Raw genomic sequence first — 19025 nt, 5'->3', positions numbered from 1 at the left:
GAACTAGCTGGCCACCGTCCCCTTCTGTGGCGATAGACTATTCACCTGCATGGCTGGTTCAAAGCCTTCCGCCGCACTGCGCTGCAGGGCAATGTAGGTAATCATGATGCCGTAAACCGCCTTGCTGCTGACGTCGGCCACGGTGAACAGGGCTTGCCGGATAACCACTCCCCCTGCGCTCGGCGCAAAATATGGCACGGCGTAAGCAAGGGGATAGAGCGTCCAGGCGAACATCATCAACCAGAACACCTTGCGCATCGCACCCGAAGCGGTCGGGGGCATCAGGGGTAGGGTGCGAAAAATGCGGGTGCCGACAATCCAGTTCATCGCTACGAAGAACACGGTAGAAATGGCGCCCCATATCGTGAGTTGCATGAGGTCGGTGGTTTCGTAGAGTTGGCCGACGTAGCCGGTGACGATCATGCCCCAAGCGAGCAAAATGAGCACGCCGGCATCCCGGAAAAGTTGATTGCCCCGAATATCGAGCACGATCAGCAACTGGGTGAGCAAACAGGGAATCGTGACCATCCAGTTCACGTAACGGTAGCCGTTGGAGAAAGTAGCATCCGCTGGCGTATACAGCCCCGTCGTTTGGTCAAAGGTAAACGCGTTCTCCCAGAGGCCGGATTGACCGTAGAGTATCGTACCGGCCGAAACCATGACGATACAACTCAGCGCCGTAGCCGTGCGGTAGCGGGGGGCTATAAAACGACTGAGGAGAATGAAGAAAATGAGTGCGGCAAAGTGCGCACCCACCCCCATGCTCAGGAGGTGGTCGACGGCCTCGTATTGGCTGGTCGAATAGGTGTAGAGGCTTTCGATGTTCGTCATACGGGTTGAAATTCACAGCCTAACTACGGTTTTAGGAAATTGTTCCTGTGGGCTGGGCAGGCTTTGTAAATCAATTTTTCCCGCACAGCTGCGAACAAAAGGGTCGTAATCCAACTGACCTTGGAGAACTCTCCCCCCCCTCACCTTCCCACTTTATTCGCCGCCGCTTTGGCAGCATGGTCCGCAGATTACTCCTGGTCAAACTTATTTGATCCATTCGTGCGTATATGTATGCGATTGTCTTAGCTCCCCTCTTCAATTCAACCGAATGGGTAACCTCGTCAGCGTTTGTTCCTGCTTAATTTTGGCGTTCTCCGGGTGGTGCTGTTCACCCAGTACGGATGGGGAAATTGCTGCTTCGGGTGTCCGGGTTGGGTACACCGACTCCCTGGGATACACCCTGTACCGCAATGGCGAAGCTTTTCGTATCCGAGGAGTCAGCGGTCATCAGCGCATGGAACTGCTGCGGGCTTACGGTGGCAATACGGTACGGGTGTACGATCCTGACAGCCTGGGTGCGGTACTGGACCGGGCGCATCAGCTGGGAATTGCCGTCGTCGCGGACCTGCCTATACCAGCGTACCGGAAAGCGGACGAGCTGGCGACCCAACAGATTCACCGGGTTACGCCCGAGCTTTTGTCCGTCGTTGAGCGCCACCACGACCACCCGGCCCTGCTGTACTGGATACTGGGCAATGAGGTCTTCAACCGTGGCTACAGCGAGGAATACGTTACCGCCTATAATGAACTGGTGACCGCTATCCAGCAAAGGGATTCCCTGCACCCGATATCCTCGACCTTTAACGTGTACCAGCTAGGCTACCAGAAGATCCGGTGGGCGCAGCCCGACATCGACTTCGTTAGCTTCAACTTATTCGGTAACCTACCGGATCTTTCGAGCGATCTCCTGCTCATGCTGCCGCTCTGGCGGGGACCTTTCGTACTCACCGAATGGGCCTACAACGGCCCCTGGGAAGCGACCGAAACGAGCTGGAGCGCCCCCATCGAATCACCTAACGCTACCAAAGCCCGTCAGCTGCGGGCCCGGTACACCGAATGGGTAAGCCCCTTGTACGATAATGAGCGGATGATGGGGGACATGGCCTTTTACTGGGGTCACAAAACGGAAGCTACCCCTACCTGGTACAGCTACTTTACACCGGAAGGCGAGATCAGCGAAATGGCTTTCACCCTGGGTCAAGTCTGGAAGGGAACGGATGCTTCCTTCCCCGGCCCATCCGTGGAATACCTCCTTTTGAACGGACGGGGCCAGGACGTAGATCATATTCTGACGGCCGGCACGGAGGCCACGGTCGAGGTACGTTTTCTTCAGCCACCGGATGCTGTCGACACCGTGGTCTGGGAGATCCGAAAGGAGGACTGGCAGGAGCTGGGGAATGCGCCCGCCCTCCCAGCCGGTAGTGGACAGCCGTTTCATCGCCAACGTGTCGATGGGGCCGTTTTTCGGGTTCCCAACACGGAGGGACCTTACCGCGTGTACTACCAAATCCGTACCTCCGAAGGTTACTTTTCCGCTAGTAACCTTCCATTTTATGTTTTAAGCATGGAAGATGCTAAATGAACCGGTCTTACGGTCCCCTAGCAAGTACGAACAGCTGGTCATCCGCCTACTAGTTACGGTCGGATTACTCAGCATCGTCAATTTTTGCTACCATTTTTTCCGCTCGGAATTTATCGGCCACCCTCTCCTGTACGGCCTACTCTGCGCCGTGTTGGTTTACGGCTTAGTCCGGGATCTGTCGCTATGGTATTACTACCTGAGCATACGGGTACCGCCTACGCCGCTGGCTACGAAGACGTTTACCGTTGACGTGCTGACCACTTACTATCCGGGGGAACCCTACGCCATGGTGGTCAATACACTCGAAGCGATCCAACGGATTCGGTACCCCCATACCACATACCTGTGCGACGAGGCCGACGACGACTACCTAAAGAGGGTTTGCCAACGGCTCGGCGTTATTCATGTCACCCGACAAGTTCGCGTAAACGCCAAGGCCGGCAACATCAACAACGCACTCCGACAGGCCACCGGGGAGATTTGTCTGATCCTCGACCCGGACCATATCCCTGCCCCTGATTTTCTGGACTACATCGTGCCCCACTTCGAAAATCCGGAGATCGGCTTTGTGCAAACCGTGCAGGCGTATTACAACAAATTCGACTCCATCGTCGCTAAGGGATCGGCCCAGCAGACCTTCCACTTTTACGGACCGATGATGATGTGCATGAATGCCTACGGAACGGTCAACGCGATCGGGGCCAACTGCACCTTCCGCCGGGCGGCCCTCGACAGCATCGGCGGGCACGCGCCGGGGCTGGCGGAGGATATGCATACCGCCATGCTACTGTACCGGGAGGGGTGGAAGTCGGTCTACGTGCCCCGCATCCTGGCGAAGGGATTGGTACCGTCCACGCTCACCGCTTACTTCAAACAGCAGATCAAGTGGTCGCGCGGCACCTTCGACCTCTTATTCAAGGTGTATCCGAAGATATTCTCCCGGATCACCTGGCGGCAGCGGCTGCATTACTTCCTGATTCCCATCCACTACCTCGCCGGGCTGGCCTACCTGGTGGGATTTCTCATTCCGATCCTGTCCCTGTTACTATCCGATGTTCCCTGGACCGGGCATTTCGGCTTCTTTCTGCTGATCATTCTCCCGGTGGTTTTCAGCTCCTTCGTTCTGCGCTTTTACATCCAGAAATGGCTCATATCCGACGACGAGCGCGGCTTCCACATCGTAGGGGGCGTGCTGGAGATTATCGGTTGGTGGGTGTTTACACTGGGCTTCGTCTATACCCTCTTTGACAAGAAAGTGCCCTACCTGCCTACGCCGAAGGACGACGAAAGCACGACCCATATCTCGCTCCTCATTCCCAACCTGATCGTCGCCTTCCTATCCTTAGCGGCCGTCGTTTACGGATTGCAACGCGATTGGACCCCCTTTTCCATCATCATGGCCGGGTTCGCGGTGCTGAATGCGGGATTCATGTTCTTCAGCGTCTACCTGGCCTTCGGTACGACCAACCGATTCCGGACCTTCCGTAAACGCTTCCCCAAAATCATACGCACGATAGGCCGTCACGGTAAAGCACAACTCCTCGGAGCCCTCGACGCGATGACGGTAACGGTGCGTGCCCTGGCACCGGTGCTCCTCGTGCTCGTTTGCCTAACCGCTTTTTACTCAACGGATCGGTACGAACGGCAGACGCTGGAAACCATCGAGCCGATCGACCCCGACAGCATGACGCCAACTACCCAACTCGGACTGTTTCTGCCGACCCAAGCCCAGGGGATGACCGACCTCGCCTCCGTCGCCGAGAGAAAGCGGCGCTATGGCTACCACCCGGAAATCATCTCCAGCTTCGTAGCCTGGAGCGGGCAATTGGACGTCGACCGACTAGGCGAACACCTGGCTGGAATCGACTCCCTCGGGGCGGACGCCATGATCACCTGGGAGCCCTGGGTCAGTCACTTTCCCGCCTCGGATACGGTGGACGAGGCCAAGAACGAACGGCGAGGTCTGTACTACATCGCCAGCGGATTGTACGACGATTACGTTGTTGAGGTGGCGCGGCAGATCCGCGCCATGGATCGCACCGTCTACCTCCGTTTCGCCCACGAATTCGATAACCCCGATTACCCGTGGTCCGAGGCGGGCGGCAATACGCCCGGCAATTACCAGGCCGCATGGCGTCACGTATGGGAGGTGTTCCGCCGCGAAGGCGTCACGAACGTCCGCTGGGTATACAACCCCTGGCGGGCAGAAAACATGCGTGCGTCCTATCCGGGTGACCGCTACGTGGATTTCCTGGGCATCACCGCATTGAATTACGGTCCGGCGTATGCGGACATACCGGAGCAAACCTTCGCCGAATTGTACCAGCCCTTTCGGGATTCGCTCAGGGCTCTCACGAACAAGGAGGTCCTGTTAGCGGAATTCGGGTCGTTGGGCGACCGCCGGACCAAGGCTAGCTGGGTGACCCAGGCCGCGGAATACATCGCCGCCGACTGCCCCGAGGTACGCGCCGTGGTCGCTTTCGAAAGCGCGTTCGACGCCAATCAACCCGCCTCCGCCGGGCCTGGATCCACGGGTTACCTGGATTGGACCGGCAATGCCACCTACCTGTTTCACCCGGGTTATCCGCTGGGCGACACACCGGCGGTACAAGCATCGGGAACCGACCGACGCGAACTTCCGGAGGGAAAGATCGTGGGTGTCGGCTATTCGAAGGGCAGCGGATGGATCTCCTCGGAATACATTCCGGCCCGTAAGAACATTGTGGAAGACTACCGGGGGATGCGGGAGGTCGGCATCAATACCGTCCGCATCACCGAACCCGGCATTTACGCCCGCAACCTGCTCGGGCTGGCGGAAGCATTCGGCCTGGGGGTCATCTACGGTTTTTGGATTGACGACGACATCGATTTCCTGTCGGACAGCCTCCGGCTCCGGGAAGTGGAAGCTTCGATACTCGAGCAGGTAGCCGACCATAAAGACCGAAAGGTGATCCTGCACTGGAACCTGGGCAACGATGTACTGGCGCAACTAAGCAACCACTTTTCCCAACCCGAATTGGCAGCACAGCGCCAGGCCTATTACCGATGGGTGAACCGGCTGACCGAATCGATTAAACGGGAAGACCCCGTTCATCCCGTTTACCATGCGCTGGACTATCGGCCGGAACTACGGGAGCTTATGGAAGCCTACCCGCTGCTCGCCGGACAGGCCGATGGGATCGGGTTGCGAATCGGACGCTTCTTCGATGCTAGAGGAGTGGAGGAGCTGCTAACGGCCTACGGCAACCGCCTGGTACTAGCCGACATCGAGGTACACGAACTCAATGCCCTGCCCCGATCGGTTTGGGGCAACTACCTCGTCCTGGCCAATTGGCAACACGCCTGGCGCACCCATACCGTCACCTTCGACGGGCTTACCGACTTCCACGGACGCAGAACACAAGCCTTCCGTGACTGGAGGGAAATGGGCGGCGGGGCGCAGGAAACCAACACCCTGCCAACCTTCCGCATCCTGCCCCAGGCCTGGGTACCTGATCCGGGGCAGGCCGTTACCTTCCGGGCCGTTGGAAGGAAGGAGGATCAGTGGGTTCATCCCTCGGCTGCGCCCTCCGGCCTGGAACTGGAATGGAGCATATTCCGCAAAGACGCCTACGGCAATCCGGTGCTCCTGCAAATACTGGGGCAAGGAACGGAAATCACGCTGGATTTTCCGCACGACCATCTTCGGTACGAGCTACGGCTGACCGTAAGTGACGGCGTGCACTCCAGGGAGGTAAGGACGAGCCTCTTACCGCAATAAAAAAGGGACGATCGCCGTGGCGATCGTCCCTTTCGGTTTCCTGGTCGGGGCACCAGGATTCGAACCTGGGGCCTCCTGCTCCCAAAGCAGGCACGCTAACCGGACTGCGCTATGCCCCGTGGCGGAGACGGCGGGATTCGAACCCGCGGTACGCTTGCACGTACGCCAATTTAGCAAACTGGTGGTTTCAGCCACTCACCCACGTCTCCGGGTATCTTGGTCAACGACGCAACAACTCAGTAAGTTGCCGTGCCGTAGTTGCTAAAGCGACGCAAATGTAAGCAGCTCACCGCGCATGAAAAAGCAATCGGCAAAATATTTGTCGCCAGCATCGGTTTTTGCACCCTGGATAAGTCCCCCCTGGCCTTACTACCTTTGCATTCCCTAATCACCACGATCATGAATAAAGACTTCCTGAACGAGCTCGGCCTGGCCGACGACAACGACGGCACGAGTACCGGCCAACGCGGCATGCACAACCCGGACGACCACGTGAAGAGCACCTCGCCGGTTGACGGCGCCCTCATCGGTCGGGTGAGTAGCACCACCCCCGGTCAGTACGAGGACGTAATCGCGCAAGCCAGTGACGCCTTCCTTTACTGGCGTACCGTTCCTGCGCCCCGGCGCGGAGAAATCGTACGACAGTACGGCGAAGCCCTGCGGAAGCACAAAGACGCCCTCGGGCGATTGGTCAGCTACGAAATGGGTAAAAGCCTGCAGGAAGGCTGGGGCGAAGTCCAGGAAATGATCGATATCTGTGACTTCGCCGTCGGCCTCAGCCGGCAACTCCACGGACTGACAATGCATTCCGAGCGCCCCATGCATCGGATGTACGAACAATATCACCCCCTAGGTATCGTAGGGGTGATTTCCGCTTTCAACTTCCCGGTGGCCGTCTGGAGCTGGAACGCCATGATTGCCCTGGTTTGCGGCGACGTGGTGGTCTGGAAGCCAAGTGAAAAATCCCCGCTTTGCGGTGTCGCCTGCCAGAACATCTGGGCGAAGGTGGCCGCCGCTAACGAACTGCCCGAAGGGATCAGCAGCCTGGTTAACGGAGACTATACGGTGGGCCAACTGCTTACCAGGGATACCCGCGTACCGCTGATCTCGGCCACGGGATCGACGCGTATGGGTAAAGCGGTCGCCCAAACGGTGGCGGCCCGCCTCGGCAAATCCCTCCTCGAGCTCGGCGGCAACAACGCCATCATCATTACCCCCTCCGCCGATATGGACCTGGTCCTCACCGGTGCCCTCTTCGGCGCGGTCGGCACCTGCGGACAGCGGTGTACCAGCACCCGCCGGCTTATCGTCCACGAAGATCGCTACGAGGAGGTACGGGATAAACTCGCTGCCGCCTACGGCCAGCTTCGGATCGGCGATCCACTGGACGAAACCAACCACGTCGGCCCCCTGATCGACGAAGCCGCCGTGGAAACCTACCTCCAAGCCATCGAAGGGATCAAAGCGGAAGGCGGAACCATGGTCGTGGAAGGCGGCAAACTGGACGGGCTCGGCAGCAATTGCTACGTCCGCCCCTGTATCGCCGAGGTCACCCCCGACAGCCCGATGGCCCGCCAGGAAACCTTCGCCCCAATCCTCTACCTGATGAAGTACAGCTACCTCGACGAGGCCATCGAAATCCAGAACAGCGTACCCCAGGGACTCTCCTCCGCCATCATGACCGCCGACCTGCGGGAAAGCGAGCGCTTCCTAAGCGCCACCGGTAGCGACTGCGGCATCGCCAACGTTAACATCGGCACCAGCGGCGCGGAGATTGGCGGTGCCTTCGGCGGCGAAAAAGAAACCGGCGGCGGCCGCGAATCCGGCTCGGATGCCTGGAAGGTCTACATGCGCCGGCAGACGAGTACGATCAATTACGGTAGGGATTTACCCCTGGCGCAGGGAATCTCTTTCAATTTGTGAGTTAGTGAATTAGCGAATGACTGAATAGGGGTTCGGTGGGTGAAAGGACTATTATTTGCATATTCCCAATAACCTCGCGCACTGATAACCTACCGGCAACAGCCCACTAACCGCGGTGAATTGCGACCAACAGCCGCAGGCTACTAAAAGACTAACCGCGCGAAGCGCGACTAAAGGCCGCAGGCCACTAAAAGACTAACCGCGCGAAGCACGACTAAAGGCCGCAGGCCACTAAAAGACTAACCGCGCGAAGCGCGACTAAAGGCCGTAGGCCACTAAAAGACTAAAGAACTAATGCACTTCCACCTAGTATCCGGCGGCTGCGGTTTCGTAGGACGCAACATGGTCAAGCGACTCTACCAGACCACCCAGGACAAGATCATCTTCGTCGACAACCTCAGCGTAGGCACCCACCCTTCGACCTGGCTGGACACGGAGGTGGTCCGGAAGGACGGCGACCTGGAAGTCTTTGGTCCCGACGAGCGGCTCCTGTTTCTGCACCAGGATTTCCGCAAGTTCCTCCGCGACATCATCGACGACGAGAATTATATCCGCAAGACTTACGCCCCCGACTTCGAGCGCTTCAGCGACGTGTTCCACTTCGCGGCCATCGTAGGCGGGCGCTCCACCATCGAGGGAGACCCGATGAAGGTGGCCCTGGATTTGAGCATCGACGCGGAGTTCTTCTACTGGATTACCCGGCACAAGCCCGACCGGACGCTGTACCCTTCCAGCAGCGCGGCCTACCCGATCGATTTGCAAACGGAAGGCGACGCCATCGCCCTGGCCGAGTCGGACATCAACTTCAAGAAAATGGGCGAGCCGGACATGACCTACGGCTGGTCCAAGCTCACCGGTGAGTTTCTGGCCAAGACGGCCGCCGAGCACTACCACCTCAGCGTGACCTGCATCCGTCCGTTTTCCGGCTACGGGGAAGACCAGGACCTCACCTACCCCATCCCCGCCATCGCGAATCGCATCGCCAATCGCGAGGACCCCGTGGAGGTATGGGGCACCGGCAAACAGGGCCGCGACTTCGTCCACATCGATGACGTCCTCGACTGCATCTTCTGGGCCATGGATCGCGTCACCGACGGCTCCGCCATCAACATCGGCCGCGGAGAACTCCTCTCCTTCATCGACATCATCAAAACCATGTGCGCCATCGAGGGTTACGACCCGGAGATCGAGCAGCTGCTCGACAAGCCCGTCGGCGTCTTCAGTCGCTACTCCAATATGGATAAGGTGCATGAAATGGGGTGGCGGGCGAAGATCTCGGTGCGGGAGGGGATGCGGCGAGTGCTGGAGGCGCAGAAGGGCAAGGTGTGAATTATTGAGGGACTGAAGGACTGAATTTTGAGGGACTGAAGGACTGAATTATTGAGGGACTGAAGGACTTAATCAGTGAGGGAGTGATTCGTTAAGGAATGAATTGGGGGAAGGACCGGGGATGTAAATTCGTGGTGCAGAGGTGAAAAGTCTGGGTATTCACATGGGTTACCTCTACGCTGGATTGGAAGGATGGTAACGGTAAAGAGTGAAAATTGAAGATGGTCTTACCTTCGGTGTATGAATTGGGAATTGGACGAGCTGTACACGTTGGACTTCTTTGCCGAGGAAGATGGATTGAAGGAGATGGAAATGCAGGACACGTCTTCCAAATATGGCGAGGAGGAGCGCAGCCGCTTTGCGAAACAGATGCGGGACCGTACGAAAAAAGTCGCCGTAGAGCTTATCAACTTTGTGGAGCGAACGCCCTCATCGCCTGCTTTTAATGTTATTCGTTTTCAGTTGCTGAAAAGTGGCACATCTACGGCCGCGAATTATCGGGCTGCCTGCCGAGCTCGGTCGCGCGCTGAATTCTTTGCCAAAATGTCGATTGTGGTGGAGGAAACGGACGAAACCGTCTTCTGGCTGGAAAGCCTTAATGAAAGTGAACTCAAAGCCGACCGGGTCGACCTTAAGCGGATCGGAACCGAGTACTATGAGCTTGTGAAGATATTCGCAAGAGCTCGAAAAACGGCTAAACCCTAGCTTGTTCTCCCCTACCCCTGCGGGAAGTGAGCCGGGCCAATTTAGTAATTCACTCCTTCCCTAATTCACGAATTCAGTCCTTCAACCATTCAGTCCTTGAAAATAGTCTGCTACGGCCCCGGCCCCAAATTCAAAGGCGGCATCTCCAACTACAACACTTCCCTGGCCAAGGCTTTGGACCGGCGGGGCGACTGCGAGGTGCACATCGTGAGCTGGACGCAGCAGTACCCGGCGATCATTCCGCGGGAGTTCGTGGATAAGACGAGTAAGGTGGACTTACTCGAGGGCACGGATATCAAAGTGCACTACCTGACCAACTACAACAACCCCCTCACCTGGCAGGAAACCTACCGTAAGATCGTGGCGCTGAAGCCGGACAAGGTCATCTTCCAGTGGGCCATCGCCATTCAGGGACTGCCGCTGGGGTACATCGCCCGCAAACTGAAGAAGCACCCGGAAATCGAGGTGATCTTCGACCTGCACTTCGTGATCCAGAAGGAGAGCAGCAGCCTGGACAAGCGCTTCACGGCCTACGGCATCACCCCGGCGGACACCTTCATCGCCCACGCCTATAAGACGGTTGACGAGCTCAAGGAACTCTTCCCCACCCGGAAGTTTGCCGTGAACGAAACCGGCGAGCGTACGCTGGCCAAGCAGTCGGGCGCCGGAGCGCAGGAGAACGGACCGACCCCGGTCATCAAGCTCTACCACCCGATATACGACCTCTTTGCCCCCCGCGCCGACTTCGACGTGGCGGCCTTCAAGCGGGAGCACGGCCTGCGGCAGCACGTCTTTCTCTTCTTCGGCTTTATCCGCAAGTACAAGGGACTGCACAACGTCATCCGCGCCTTCGCAGAAGTGGCCGGGCGCCGCGATGATGTAAGTCTGATCATCTGCGGCGAGTCCTTCTGGGATACGCTGAAGTCCGATAAGCTCAGTACCAAACTGAAGAACGCCACCTTCGGGCTGGCCAAAAAGGTGTTCCTGAAAAAGGCCGACGACGAACGCGAATACCGTCCCCTCGAATTATTAGACGAGCTCGGTATCCGCGACCGGGTAATGGTGAAAAACGAGTTCGTCGCCAACGAGGAAGTGCATAAATACTTCCAGGCCAGCGACGCCGTGGTACTGTTCTACGAATACGCCACCCCCTCCGGCGTCGAAAGCATCAGCTACAATTTTCAGCTGCCCGCCGTAGCCACGAATGTCGGCCACTTCCCCGAAACCATCCGGGACGGCTTCAACGGCTACCTCGCCGAACCCGAGAACGTGGCGGACATGGCCCGCCAGATGGAGCGAATGATCGAACAGCCCATCCCCCGCCAGAACGTCCACGAGACCACCAAAGAAATGAGCTGGGACAATTACGCCGCCGCCATAGTACAAAGCGGTCTCCGACCCCGACAGTAAAATGCGGTCTCCGACCGCGATAGTAAAATGCGGTCTCCGACCGCGCAGTAAAAAGCGGTTCCCAACCGCGAAGTAAAACGCGGTTTCCAACCGCGAAGTAAAACGCGGTCTCCGACCGCGGCAGTAAAAAGCGGTCTCCGACCGCGAGGCCCAAAGCGCGAACCAACCGCCGCCCTCACCGAACCAAAGTAGCCTCCACCTCCACCTTAAGCGTTTCGAAAAGCGCCGGCACCTCCAGCACCGTAGTAGCCTGTTGGACCCCATTCCCCGAAATCCATTCCTGAAAGATCCCAAAGGCGTCCATCAATTCCGTCGTCGAGGTAGTGTAGATATTGAGTCGTACGATCTGATTACACGTATACCCCGCCGCTTCGATGACCGCTTTCAGGTTAGCCAGGGCAAGGGTGAATTGGGTGGGCATGTCCGCCGTACTCGATTGCCCGTGCTGGTCGATGGCGGTTTGTCCGGAGATGTACAGCGTGGCCGTCGGATTACGGACTTCCACGGCCTGCACGTAACTGCGTTCGTCCTGCCAGGTCCAGGGATTGATAATATGCTTGGTCATGCTGGTGGATTTTGCAACGACTGACAGGCCCGGCCCGAAAATGAACCATCAGGGTGCCACCGTCGGGTGACTTTGTTTACAGTTGCAAAAGTCCTTCGTGAGGAGCGGAACGACCTGTGCGGTTTGTCACAGTTTGTGGCATCTCACAGTTGCAGCCGACTGAGCGTCTCCCGGGATACGCCCAGGTAGGCGGCCAATTGCGTTTTTGACACCCGCTGCAGCAATTGGGGATCGTTTTGGATCAGGCGCTGGTAGCGCTCCTTTGCGCTGGTAGTCAGGAGGGAAAGTATGCGTTGCTGTGCGCCGATGAAGCCACGGTGTGCCTTTTCCAGTGCAAATTGGCCGAAGCCCGGCACTTCGTGGCATAGTGTCCGGTAGCTGGTGTTGGATAGGGTAAGTGCCTTCGTAGGCTCCAGCGTGATCAGGGACATACTCGCCCCCGTGTGGCCGAAGAAAGCGGCAAAATCGCTTTCCCACCACCCCTCCCGGGCGAAGGAAACGATGTGATCCTTCCCGCTATCATCCGTATACACCAGTTTCACCAATCCGCTGACTATGAAATAACAGGTAGTGACCCGCTCGCCCTGTCGGATCATGATCTCACGGCGACGGTATTGCCGTTCGGTGAAGTGAGCCTGCACCACCTCGGATGCTTCGTCTGAGAAGCTGCCGTACTCGGATAAGTGTTGTCTAAGAAAGGAATAACTCATTTTTACCCGGGCTGTATGACAAGGTTGTACGCTGTTAAAGCTCTTGGCAAAGACCGGGCCAACAAGCGGGTCACGATTGGCACTATAACCAAAGGTACCCTGCCTAAAACGTACCTAAATCCGACGGTGCCAGGCTACCGAGCGCAATTCCTCGGATGCCGGTAAAAAAACTGTTTGGTTTAAATTTTTTCCCACAGTCGACGCTGGATGGAGTCCTGGAGCGATAAAGAGCAGGTATATACTGAAAATAGGATGGCGAATTCTAGTGAATACTTTATTCATGCATGTGCAACGGCAAACCCATAAACCTCCGAAGTCAACTAGGTAGTAATCCGCCGGTAGACGCTTCAGGCCGGGAGATTTACTTAGCGGTCTCCTGCTCCATGGTACCTGAGATCTACCGGGCCAGTTCGTACTCCAACCTTCCTCCCACGAAGGTCATCAACACCTCCGTACCGAGGATATCTTCCTCGGCGCAGTCGCGCAGGTTGTTGGACAGCATGACGAAGTCCGCCTGCATGCCCGGCGCCAGGGTGCCTCGCTCGTCCTCCTGGAAGGCGGCGTAGGCCGGGGCGGCGGTGTAGCTGTGCAGGGCCTCCTCGCGGGTCATCGATTGCTCGGGGAAGAAGGTGGCTTTGCCGTCGGCGCGCTTGCGGGTGACGGTAGCGTAAAAGGATTCGATGGGGTTGACGTCCTCCACCGGCGCGTCGGTGCCGTTGGTGACGATCGCGCCGGCGTCAAGCAAACTACGCCAGGGGTAGGCACCCTCCCGCGCCCGTTCGGTCCCGAGGCGGGTCTCGGCAAACAGGGCGTCGGACGTACAGTGGATGCCCTGCATGGAGGCGATCACGCCCAGCTCCGCGAAGCGGGGGATGTCCGCCGGATCGATGTGCTGGCTGTGCTCGATGCGCCACCGCTTGTCGTCGGTGTCGTTGACGTATTTAGCCATGACGTTCAGGGTTTCGTGGTTGGCGCGATCACCGATGGCGTGGACGCACAGTTGCATCCCGTGCTCGTCGGCCAGCTGGGCGATGCTATCGACGGTTTCGACCAGGGTGGTATTCTGACCCACGAAGCCCGGATTGTCAAAGTAGGGTTCCAACAACCAGGCACCGTAGCTGCCCAGGGCGCCGTCGAGCTCGGTCTTGATGGCCGAGCATTCGAAACGATCGCCGTAATGGGGCAGCCCGGCCATGTTGCCGGACATCTCGTCGTAGCCGTGGCGGAGCATGACCCAGAGGTTGAGGCGCAGGCTATCGGTTGCGTCCAGTTCTTTGTACCAGTCCAGCTCGCTGAAGTAGGTTCCGGCATCCTGGAAACTGGTGATGCCATTGCGGAGGCACTCCTCCTGGGCGGCCCGGATACCGGCAAGCCACTCGTCCTTACGCTCCACCGGACTCATCGTCTGAATAAAGTTTTGGTAGGCATCCGTGATCAAGTCCATGGCGCGCTCCTCGAAGACGCCAGTGGGATCACCCACTTCGTCGCGGAGAATACGGCCGCCCCGGGGGTCGGGGGTTTCGCGGCTAACACCGGCCAGTTCCATCGCTTTATCGTTAGCGAAGAGAGCGTGGCCGCTGGCGTGGCGCAGCACCACCGGGTGGTCCGGGGTAATTTCGCTCAGGGCATCGTGCAGCGGGTAGCCGCCGATGCTGTGGTCGTGGGGCTGATCCCACTTCTCCTGGTGCCAGCCGCGGCCGGTGATCCAGACGCCTTCGGGGGTTTCTTGAGCGCGTTCCTCGACCATGGCGACAATCTCGTCCCAGCTGCGGGAGCGGAGGAAGTTGAGGTTGCGCAGGCTGCTGCCCAGTCCGCTGAAGTGGGCGTGCCCCTCAATGAAGCCCGGCATGAGGAAGCGACCGCCGGCGTCGATGCGCTCGGTCCCCCCTTCCAGATCGTCGGACCAGGCGGCGGTGTCGGTGCCGATGGCCATGATCGTCCCGTCACTGCTCACCAACAGCGCGGTGGCAGCGGGTTGATCCTGACCGGCCCAGATGTCGGCGTTATAGACCAGGAGGTCGGCGTGGGGTCGATCGGTTTCCTCGGTGCCGTTACAGCCGGCAACAAGGGCGAGAAAAACGGGAAAGAAAAAAAGTAGACGGTGGTGGTGCATGGCTGGGGTACTTCGAGTGGCTAAAATACGTTACCACGCGCCGGTCAGGGTAATGAAGGGTACCAGCCCCCCTCGCTACGTGAAGGCCGGCACCCCAAAAATTTGGAATAACCGCTCCGGAGATATACGAGATTCGGTGTCGGACGCATTAGTGGTATTGAAATGCCTTTTTCCCGCGCTCCGGCGCCCTACTTCTTCTCGTGAATTATAATCCTATAGCCATGACTTTACCCGTATTCCCCCCCAGCGATAGTACCTTGGCCGCCATGAATACCAACGGAACCTTTATCGTGGAGGGCGGCCACCGGCTTTCCGGCGAAATCATCCCCCAGGGGGCTAAGAACGAAGCCCTCCAGATCCTCAGCGCCACCTTGCTTACCGAAGAACCGGTGCGGGTGGAGAACCTGCCCGACATCGAGGACGTCAACAAGCTGCTCGACCTACTGGAAGGGCTCGGCGCGGACATCGAGCGCCACGACCGGCAGACGGTAACCATCACGGCTAAGCACATCGACCTCGATTACGTGCTCAGCGCCGATTACGTACGTGACGCCCAGCGTATCCGCGGCTCCGTCATGCTCATCGCGCCGCTACTCAACCGCTACGGCCGCGCCAGTCTGCCTAAGCCCGGCGGTGACAAAATCGGCCGCCGCCGCCTCGATACCCACCTGCTGGGTCTGCAAACCCTGGGTGCCGACTTCGAGTACGACGATGAAAAGAAAATCTACGCCTTCAAGACCGACGGCCTTAAGGGCACCTTCCTGCACATGGAAGAAATCAGCGTCACCGGCACGGCCAACGTCCTGATGGCCGCCGTCCTGGCCGAAGGCGAAACCACCATCTACAACGCCGCCTGCGAGCCCTACCTCCAGCAGCTGTCCCATATGCTCAACCGCATGGGCGCCAAGATCGAGGGCATCGGTTCCAACCTCCTGCGGGTACAGGGCGTCAAGAGCCTGAAGGGCACCACCCACCGGATGCTGCCCGACATGATCGAGATCGGCAGCTTTATCGGACTCGCGGCCATCACGAAAAGCGACATTACCATCAAGGACGTCCGCCTCGATATGCTGGGTATTATCCCACGCACCTTCGAGCGGCTGGGCATCAAGATGGAATACAACGGCGACGATATTCGGGTCGTCCCCCAGGAACACTACGAAATCCAGAACTTCCTCGACGGCGGGATCCTTACCATCTACGATGCTCCCTGGCCCGGCTTTACCCCCGACCTGATGAGTATCGCCCTGGTGACCGCCATCCAGGCCCGGGGCTCGGTCCTGTTCCATCAGAAGATGTTCGAGTCGCGCTTGTTCTTCGTCGATAAGTTGATCGACATGGGGGCCCAGGTGATCCTGTGCGATCCGCACCGGGCGACGGTGATCGGCATGGACAACCGGCAGCCCCTACGCGGCATCCGGATGACCAGTCCCGATATCCGCGCCGGTGTCAGCCTCCTTATCGCCGCCCTTTCGGCCGAGGGGACCAGCCAAATCGACAATATTTACCAGATCGACCGCGGTTACCAGAACATCGACACCCGGCTGCGCGCTTTGGGAGCACGCATCGAGCGTCAGGATTAAACGAATTGAATGCTGCTTTACAACATCACGAACAAGGTCGAACACGGAGTACACGATGAATGGGTGAGCTGGATGCGCCAGTCCTACATTCCCCACGTGATGGAGAGCGGCATTTTCGAAGATTTCAAGTTCAGTCGATTGTTGGGCGTAGATGAAACCGACGGTATCACCTACGCCCTGCAGTTTACCATCAGCTCCCGGCCGGCCTTCGATATTTACCAGGAGAAGTTCGCCTACGAGCACCAGCAGATGCACGATCTGCGCTACAAGGGCAACTTCGTGAGCTTCCGGTCGCTACTGGATGTGGTGCACCACGGCCACTAGGTTCGGCCATAGGGTTATCGGTTGTCGGGGTTGTCAGGTGGCGGGGTTATCGGTTGTCGGTTATCCCTTGTGGGGTTAGATTCTTAAAACCGAAACACCGACAACCGACAATTGACAACCGATACCCCTCCCCCCTATTCAATCAACCCCAACAACAACCAATCCGCCAGCAACTGCCGGTTGCGCGGATTGATGATGCGCTCCTGGTCGGAGGTGTTAGCGATATTGGCCAATTCGATGTAGACTCCGCTAGGGATGGTTTCCCGTAGCATATGTAAGTCACGGGAGGTTACGGATCCTTCGTAGCCGCGTCCGGGGCGGACCAGTTCGTACTGGGTCTTGATCGCTTTCTGGATTTTTTGCGCCTTCACCTCGCCTACCAGGTCCCCTTCCGGGTAGTAGAGAAAGACATCGATCCGTTGTCCGCGGTGCCGGCTATCGACGTGAATAGCGATCATGGTCTGGTCTACGATGCCTTTCTCGAAGTTTTCGCGGTAAAGGGCGTTGATGATGTCCGACCGCTGGAACAGCCGCATCTTTTGGTTCCGCGGCAGGGAGGCTCCCCCCCATACGGTTTCATCCTTGTCCGGCCGCAAAAACTGCTCGTCGCGAATCCCGTCGTTTTCGTCGCGGACGATCATGTACGGCGTCCCCCCGTGTTGGAGGATGTTGCGGCATAGGCGCAGGGCAACGTCGTAGGCATACTCGTCTTCCGCGAGCAGGTAGCCCCCGCGGCGACCGACGGCACCGGGGTCCGGTCCGCCGTGCCCGCTCACGATGTAGAAGATCTTGCCCGCCAGGCGGTCGTCGAGCAGGGGCACCTCGGCGTAGGCGTCTCCGAAGATGGCGAAAGTACGCGGGGCGACTAGGGTGACCTGCTCGGGCACGGCTATGGGATCCCGGTCGCTGCGTTCGTCCTTCAGGCGGTCGATGTCCGGAACCGGCGGCGTTTGCTCTCCCAGGGTGATTATCTCGGGCACCGGCTCCTCGGGGGTAAATTCCGAGCAATGATCGATGTGGTAGGGCACGTAGAGGAGTCGTTCCCGCTGGTAAGTGGACTCCCGCAAATTGGCGCGGAGCATCCAGTCATTGTAATCGCGGATGGCGATGGCACGGTCCCAGTCGTCGTGGCCGGTAGTGCTGCGGATACTGGTTCCGTTATACGTAAAGACCTCGATGGGCAACTGGTACCGCCTTCCTTCGAAGAGCTTGCTGCTGTGGCTGAGGCCGTTGATGCGCTTGAATTCGTCAATGTTGCAGCCGAATTCCACCAGCTGGTACCGGCGCAGCAGCGAGTAGATCCCGTCGCCGCTTTCGGCACGAACGGTCAGGTACTCGGCGTGCAGCAAATTTCCGGCCAGTAAGCAAACGGCCATTAAGATGCGGTACGGGATGGTCATTCAGTAAGTTTTCGGGAACGGCAAGCGAAATACAACAACGGTCAGGGGCGGGCACTGTGCATACGGCACGCGTATCTTCGCCCGTCCTATGTCAACCGTACGGCAAATTTATGAACTCCTGCGTTGGGAACTGAAGCTTGAGTGGCGGGACAAATACGCCCTGGCCAGTATTTTTCTTTATGTCGTCACCACGGTAGTCATCGTGTACCTGGCCGTTGGTCGCGGGCTGGAAGGGCAAATCTTCAACGCTCTCTACTGGATCGTACTTTTTTTCGGTGCCATGGTGGCCGCCACGCGGAGCTTTCTCCGGGAGGGCGGGCGACGACACCTCTATTATTACACGGTGGCCGATCCGCTGGCGCTGCTGTTCAGCAAGCTCATCTTCAACCTGCTGCTTATCTGGGCAATCGGGGCGCTTACCTACGGGCTCCTCAGCCTCTTCGCGCCCACCCAGGCGATCGTCCGCCCCCTACCCTTCTGGCTCGGGATGTTACTCGGTGGTCTTGGCTTATCGACCATCCTCACCTTCGTTTCGGCCATTGCTGCGCGGGCCGGGGGAAACGGGACGCTGATGGCCATCCTTTCCTTCCCCCTCGTCATTCCGCTGCTGAAACTCATGCTGGACGCCGGGCTGTACGCCCTCGATCTGGGCACCAACGACTGGACACAACCGCTGTACCTGACGGTCGTTATCAATCTGGTATCCCTCGCGGTGGCCGTGATCCTCTTCCCCTTCGTTTGGCGGGACTAGCCGACCACGCTTACCTTCGCGTCTTGCCCCACCTAGCCC

At 58.4% G+C, this 19025-nt stretch carries 14 protein-coding genes and 2 tRNA genes; 9 read left to right on the top strand and 7 right to left on the bottom strand.

Features of this window, described 5'->3' with window-relative positions:
• Positions 1 to 3 precede the first annotated feature (3 nt).
• On the bottom strand, positions 4 to 831 hold the full coding sequence (locus CLV84_RS15330; protein ID WP_104420644.1) for a bacteriorhodopsin: 828 nt from the start codon (positions 829 to 831) through the stop codon (positions 4 to 6).
• A 268-nt stretch (positions 832 to 1099) separates the two neighbouring features.
• Here CLV84_RS15330 and CLV84_RS15325 point away from each other — a divergent pair, with 268 nt between their 5' ends.
• Both CLV84_RS15325 and CLV84_RS15320 read left to right on the top strand, forming a co-directional pair.
• A complete protein-coding gene (locus CLV84_RS15325) occupies positions 1100 to 2413 on the top strand; it encodes a hypothetical protein (protein WP_170067724.1) in 1314 nt (437 codons plus the stop codon).
• Complete coding sequence (locus tag CLV84_RS15320) at positions 2403 to 6173, top strand: glycosyltransferase (RefSeq protein WP_104420642.1); 3771 nt, start codon at positions 2403 to 2405, stop codon at positions 6171 to 6173. The genes CLV84_RS15325 and CLV84_RS15320 overlap by 11 nt, the downstream gene beginning before the upstream one ends.
• A gap of 41 nt (positions 6174 to 6214) precedes the next feature.
• Here CLV84_RS15320 and CLV84_RS15315 read toward each other — a convergent pair.
• Positions 6215 to 6292 (bottom strand) — tRNA-Pro (locus CLV84_RS15315).
• Positions 6293 to 6382 (bottom strand) — tRNA-Ser (locus CLV84_RS15310).
• 190 nt (positions 6383 to 6572) lie between these two features.
• Here CLV84_RS15310 and amaB point away from each other — a divergent pair.
• From amaB to CLV84_RS15290, 4 genes are all read left to right on the top strand, one after another.
• Positions 6573 to 8096: an L-piperidine-6-carboxylate dehydrogenase gene (amaB, locus tag CLV84_RS15305; RefSeq protein ID WP_104420641.1), complete on the top strand. Its 1524-nt coding sequence runs from the start codon at positions 6573 to 6575 to the stop codon at positions 8094 to 8096.
• 294 nt (positions 8097 to 8390) lie between these two features.
• Complete coding sequence (locus tag CLV84_RS15300; protein WP_104420640.1) at positions 8391 to 9425, top strand: NAD-dependent epimerase/dehydratase family protein; 1035 nt, start codon at positions 8391 to 8393, stop codon at positions 9423 to 9425.
• A gap of 240 nt (positions 9426 to 9665) precedes the next feature.
• Entirely contained in the window at positions 9666 to 10130 is a 465-nt protein-coding gene (locus CLV84_RS15295) for a four helix bundle protein (protein WP_245911528.1), read from the top strand.
• 96 nt (positions 10131 to 10226) lie between these two features.
• Positions 10227 to 11540: a glycosyltransferase gene (locus CLV84_RS15290; RefSeq protein ID WP_170067723.1), complete on the top strand. Its 1314-nt coding sequence runs from the start codon at positions 10227 to 10229 to the stop codon at positions 11538 to 11540.
• A 175-nt stretch (positions 11541 to 11715) separates the two neighbouring features.
• Here the strand turns inward: CLV84_RS15290 and CLV84_RS15285 are convergent, their stop codons facing one another.
• The 3 genes from CLV84_RS15285 to CLV84_RS15275 form a co-directional block, all read right to left on the bottom strand.
• The gene (locus CLV84_RS15285) at positions 11716 to 12105 is read right to left on the bottom strand and encodes a RidA family protein (RefSeq protein WP_104420638.1); all 390 of its coding nucleotides are present in this window, start codon (positions 12103 to 12105) and stop codon (positions 11716 to 11718) included.
• Positions 12106 to 12248: 143 nt separating this feature from the next.
• The gene (locus tag CLV84_RS15280; protein ID WP_104420637.1) at positions 12249 to 12815 is read right to left on the bottom strand and encodes a Crp/Fnr family transcriptional regulator; all 567 of its coding nucleotides are present in this window, start codon (positions 12813 to 12815) and stop codon (positions 12249 to 12251) included.
• A 397-nt stretch (positions 12816 to 13212) separates the two neighbouring features.
• Positions 13213 to 14928 (bottom strand): amidohydrolase, encoded by a 1716-nt coding sequence (locus CLV84_RS15275; RefSeq protein ID WP_104420636.1) that lies wholly within the window; start codon positions 14926 to 14928, stop codon positions 13213 to 13215.
• Between the two features lie 266 nt (positions 14929 to 15194).
• Between CLV84_RS15275 and murA the strand changes: the two genes are divergently transcribed.
• Both murA and CLV84_RS15265 read left to right on the top strand, forming a co-directional pair.
• Positions 15195 to 16511 carry a UDP-N-acetylglucosamine 1-carboxyvinyltransferase gene (gene murA, locus CLV84_RS15270; protein WP_104420635.1) on the top strand — a complete coding sequence of 439 codons (1317 nt, stop codon included), beginning with the start codon at positions 15195 to 15197 and terminating at the stop codon, positions 16509 to 16511.
• A gap of 9 nt (positions 16512 to 16520) precedes the next feature.
• Positions 16521 to 16835, top strand: coding sequence for a DUF4286 family protein (locus CLV84_RS15265; protein WP_104420634.1), 315 nt, complete (start codon positions 16521 to 16523; stop codon positions 16833 to 16835).
• 134 nt (positions 16836 to 16969) lie between these two features.
• On the opposite strand, the gene CLV84_RS22005 is transcribed toward CLV84_RS15265, so the two are convergent.
• On the bottom strand, positions 16970 to 18235 hold the full coding sequence (locus CLV84_RS22005) for an N-acetylmuramoyl-L-alanine amidase family protein (protein WP_211295268.1): 1266 nt from the start codon (positions 18233 to 18235) through the stop codon (positions 16970 to 16972).
• A gap of 88 nt (positions 18236 to 18323) precedes the next feature.
• Here CLV84_RS22005 and CLV84_RS15255 point away from each other — a divergent pair, with 88 nt between their 5' ends.
• Positions 18324 to 18986, top strand: coding sequence for a heme exporter protein CcmB (locus CLV84_RS15255; protein ID WP_104420633.1), 663 nt, complete (start codon positions 18324 to 18326; stop codon positions 18984 to 18986).
• Positions 18987 to 19025 lie beyond the last annotated feature (39 nt).

The sequence above is a fragment of the Neolewinella xylanilytica genome (assembly GCF_002934605.1).
Classification (GTDB): Bacteria; Bacteroidota; Bacteroidia; order Chitinophagales; family Saprospiraceae; genus Neolewinella; species Neolewinella xylanilytica.
This window is presented reverse-complemented; position numbering and strand designations above follow the sequence as displayed.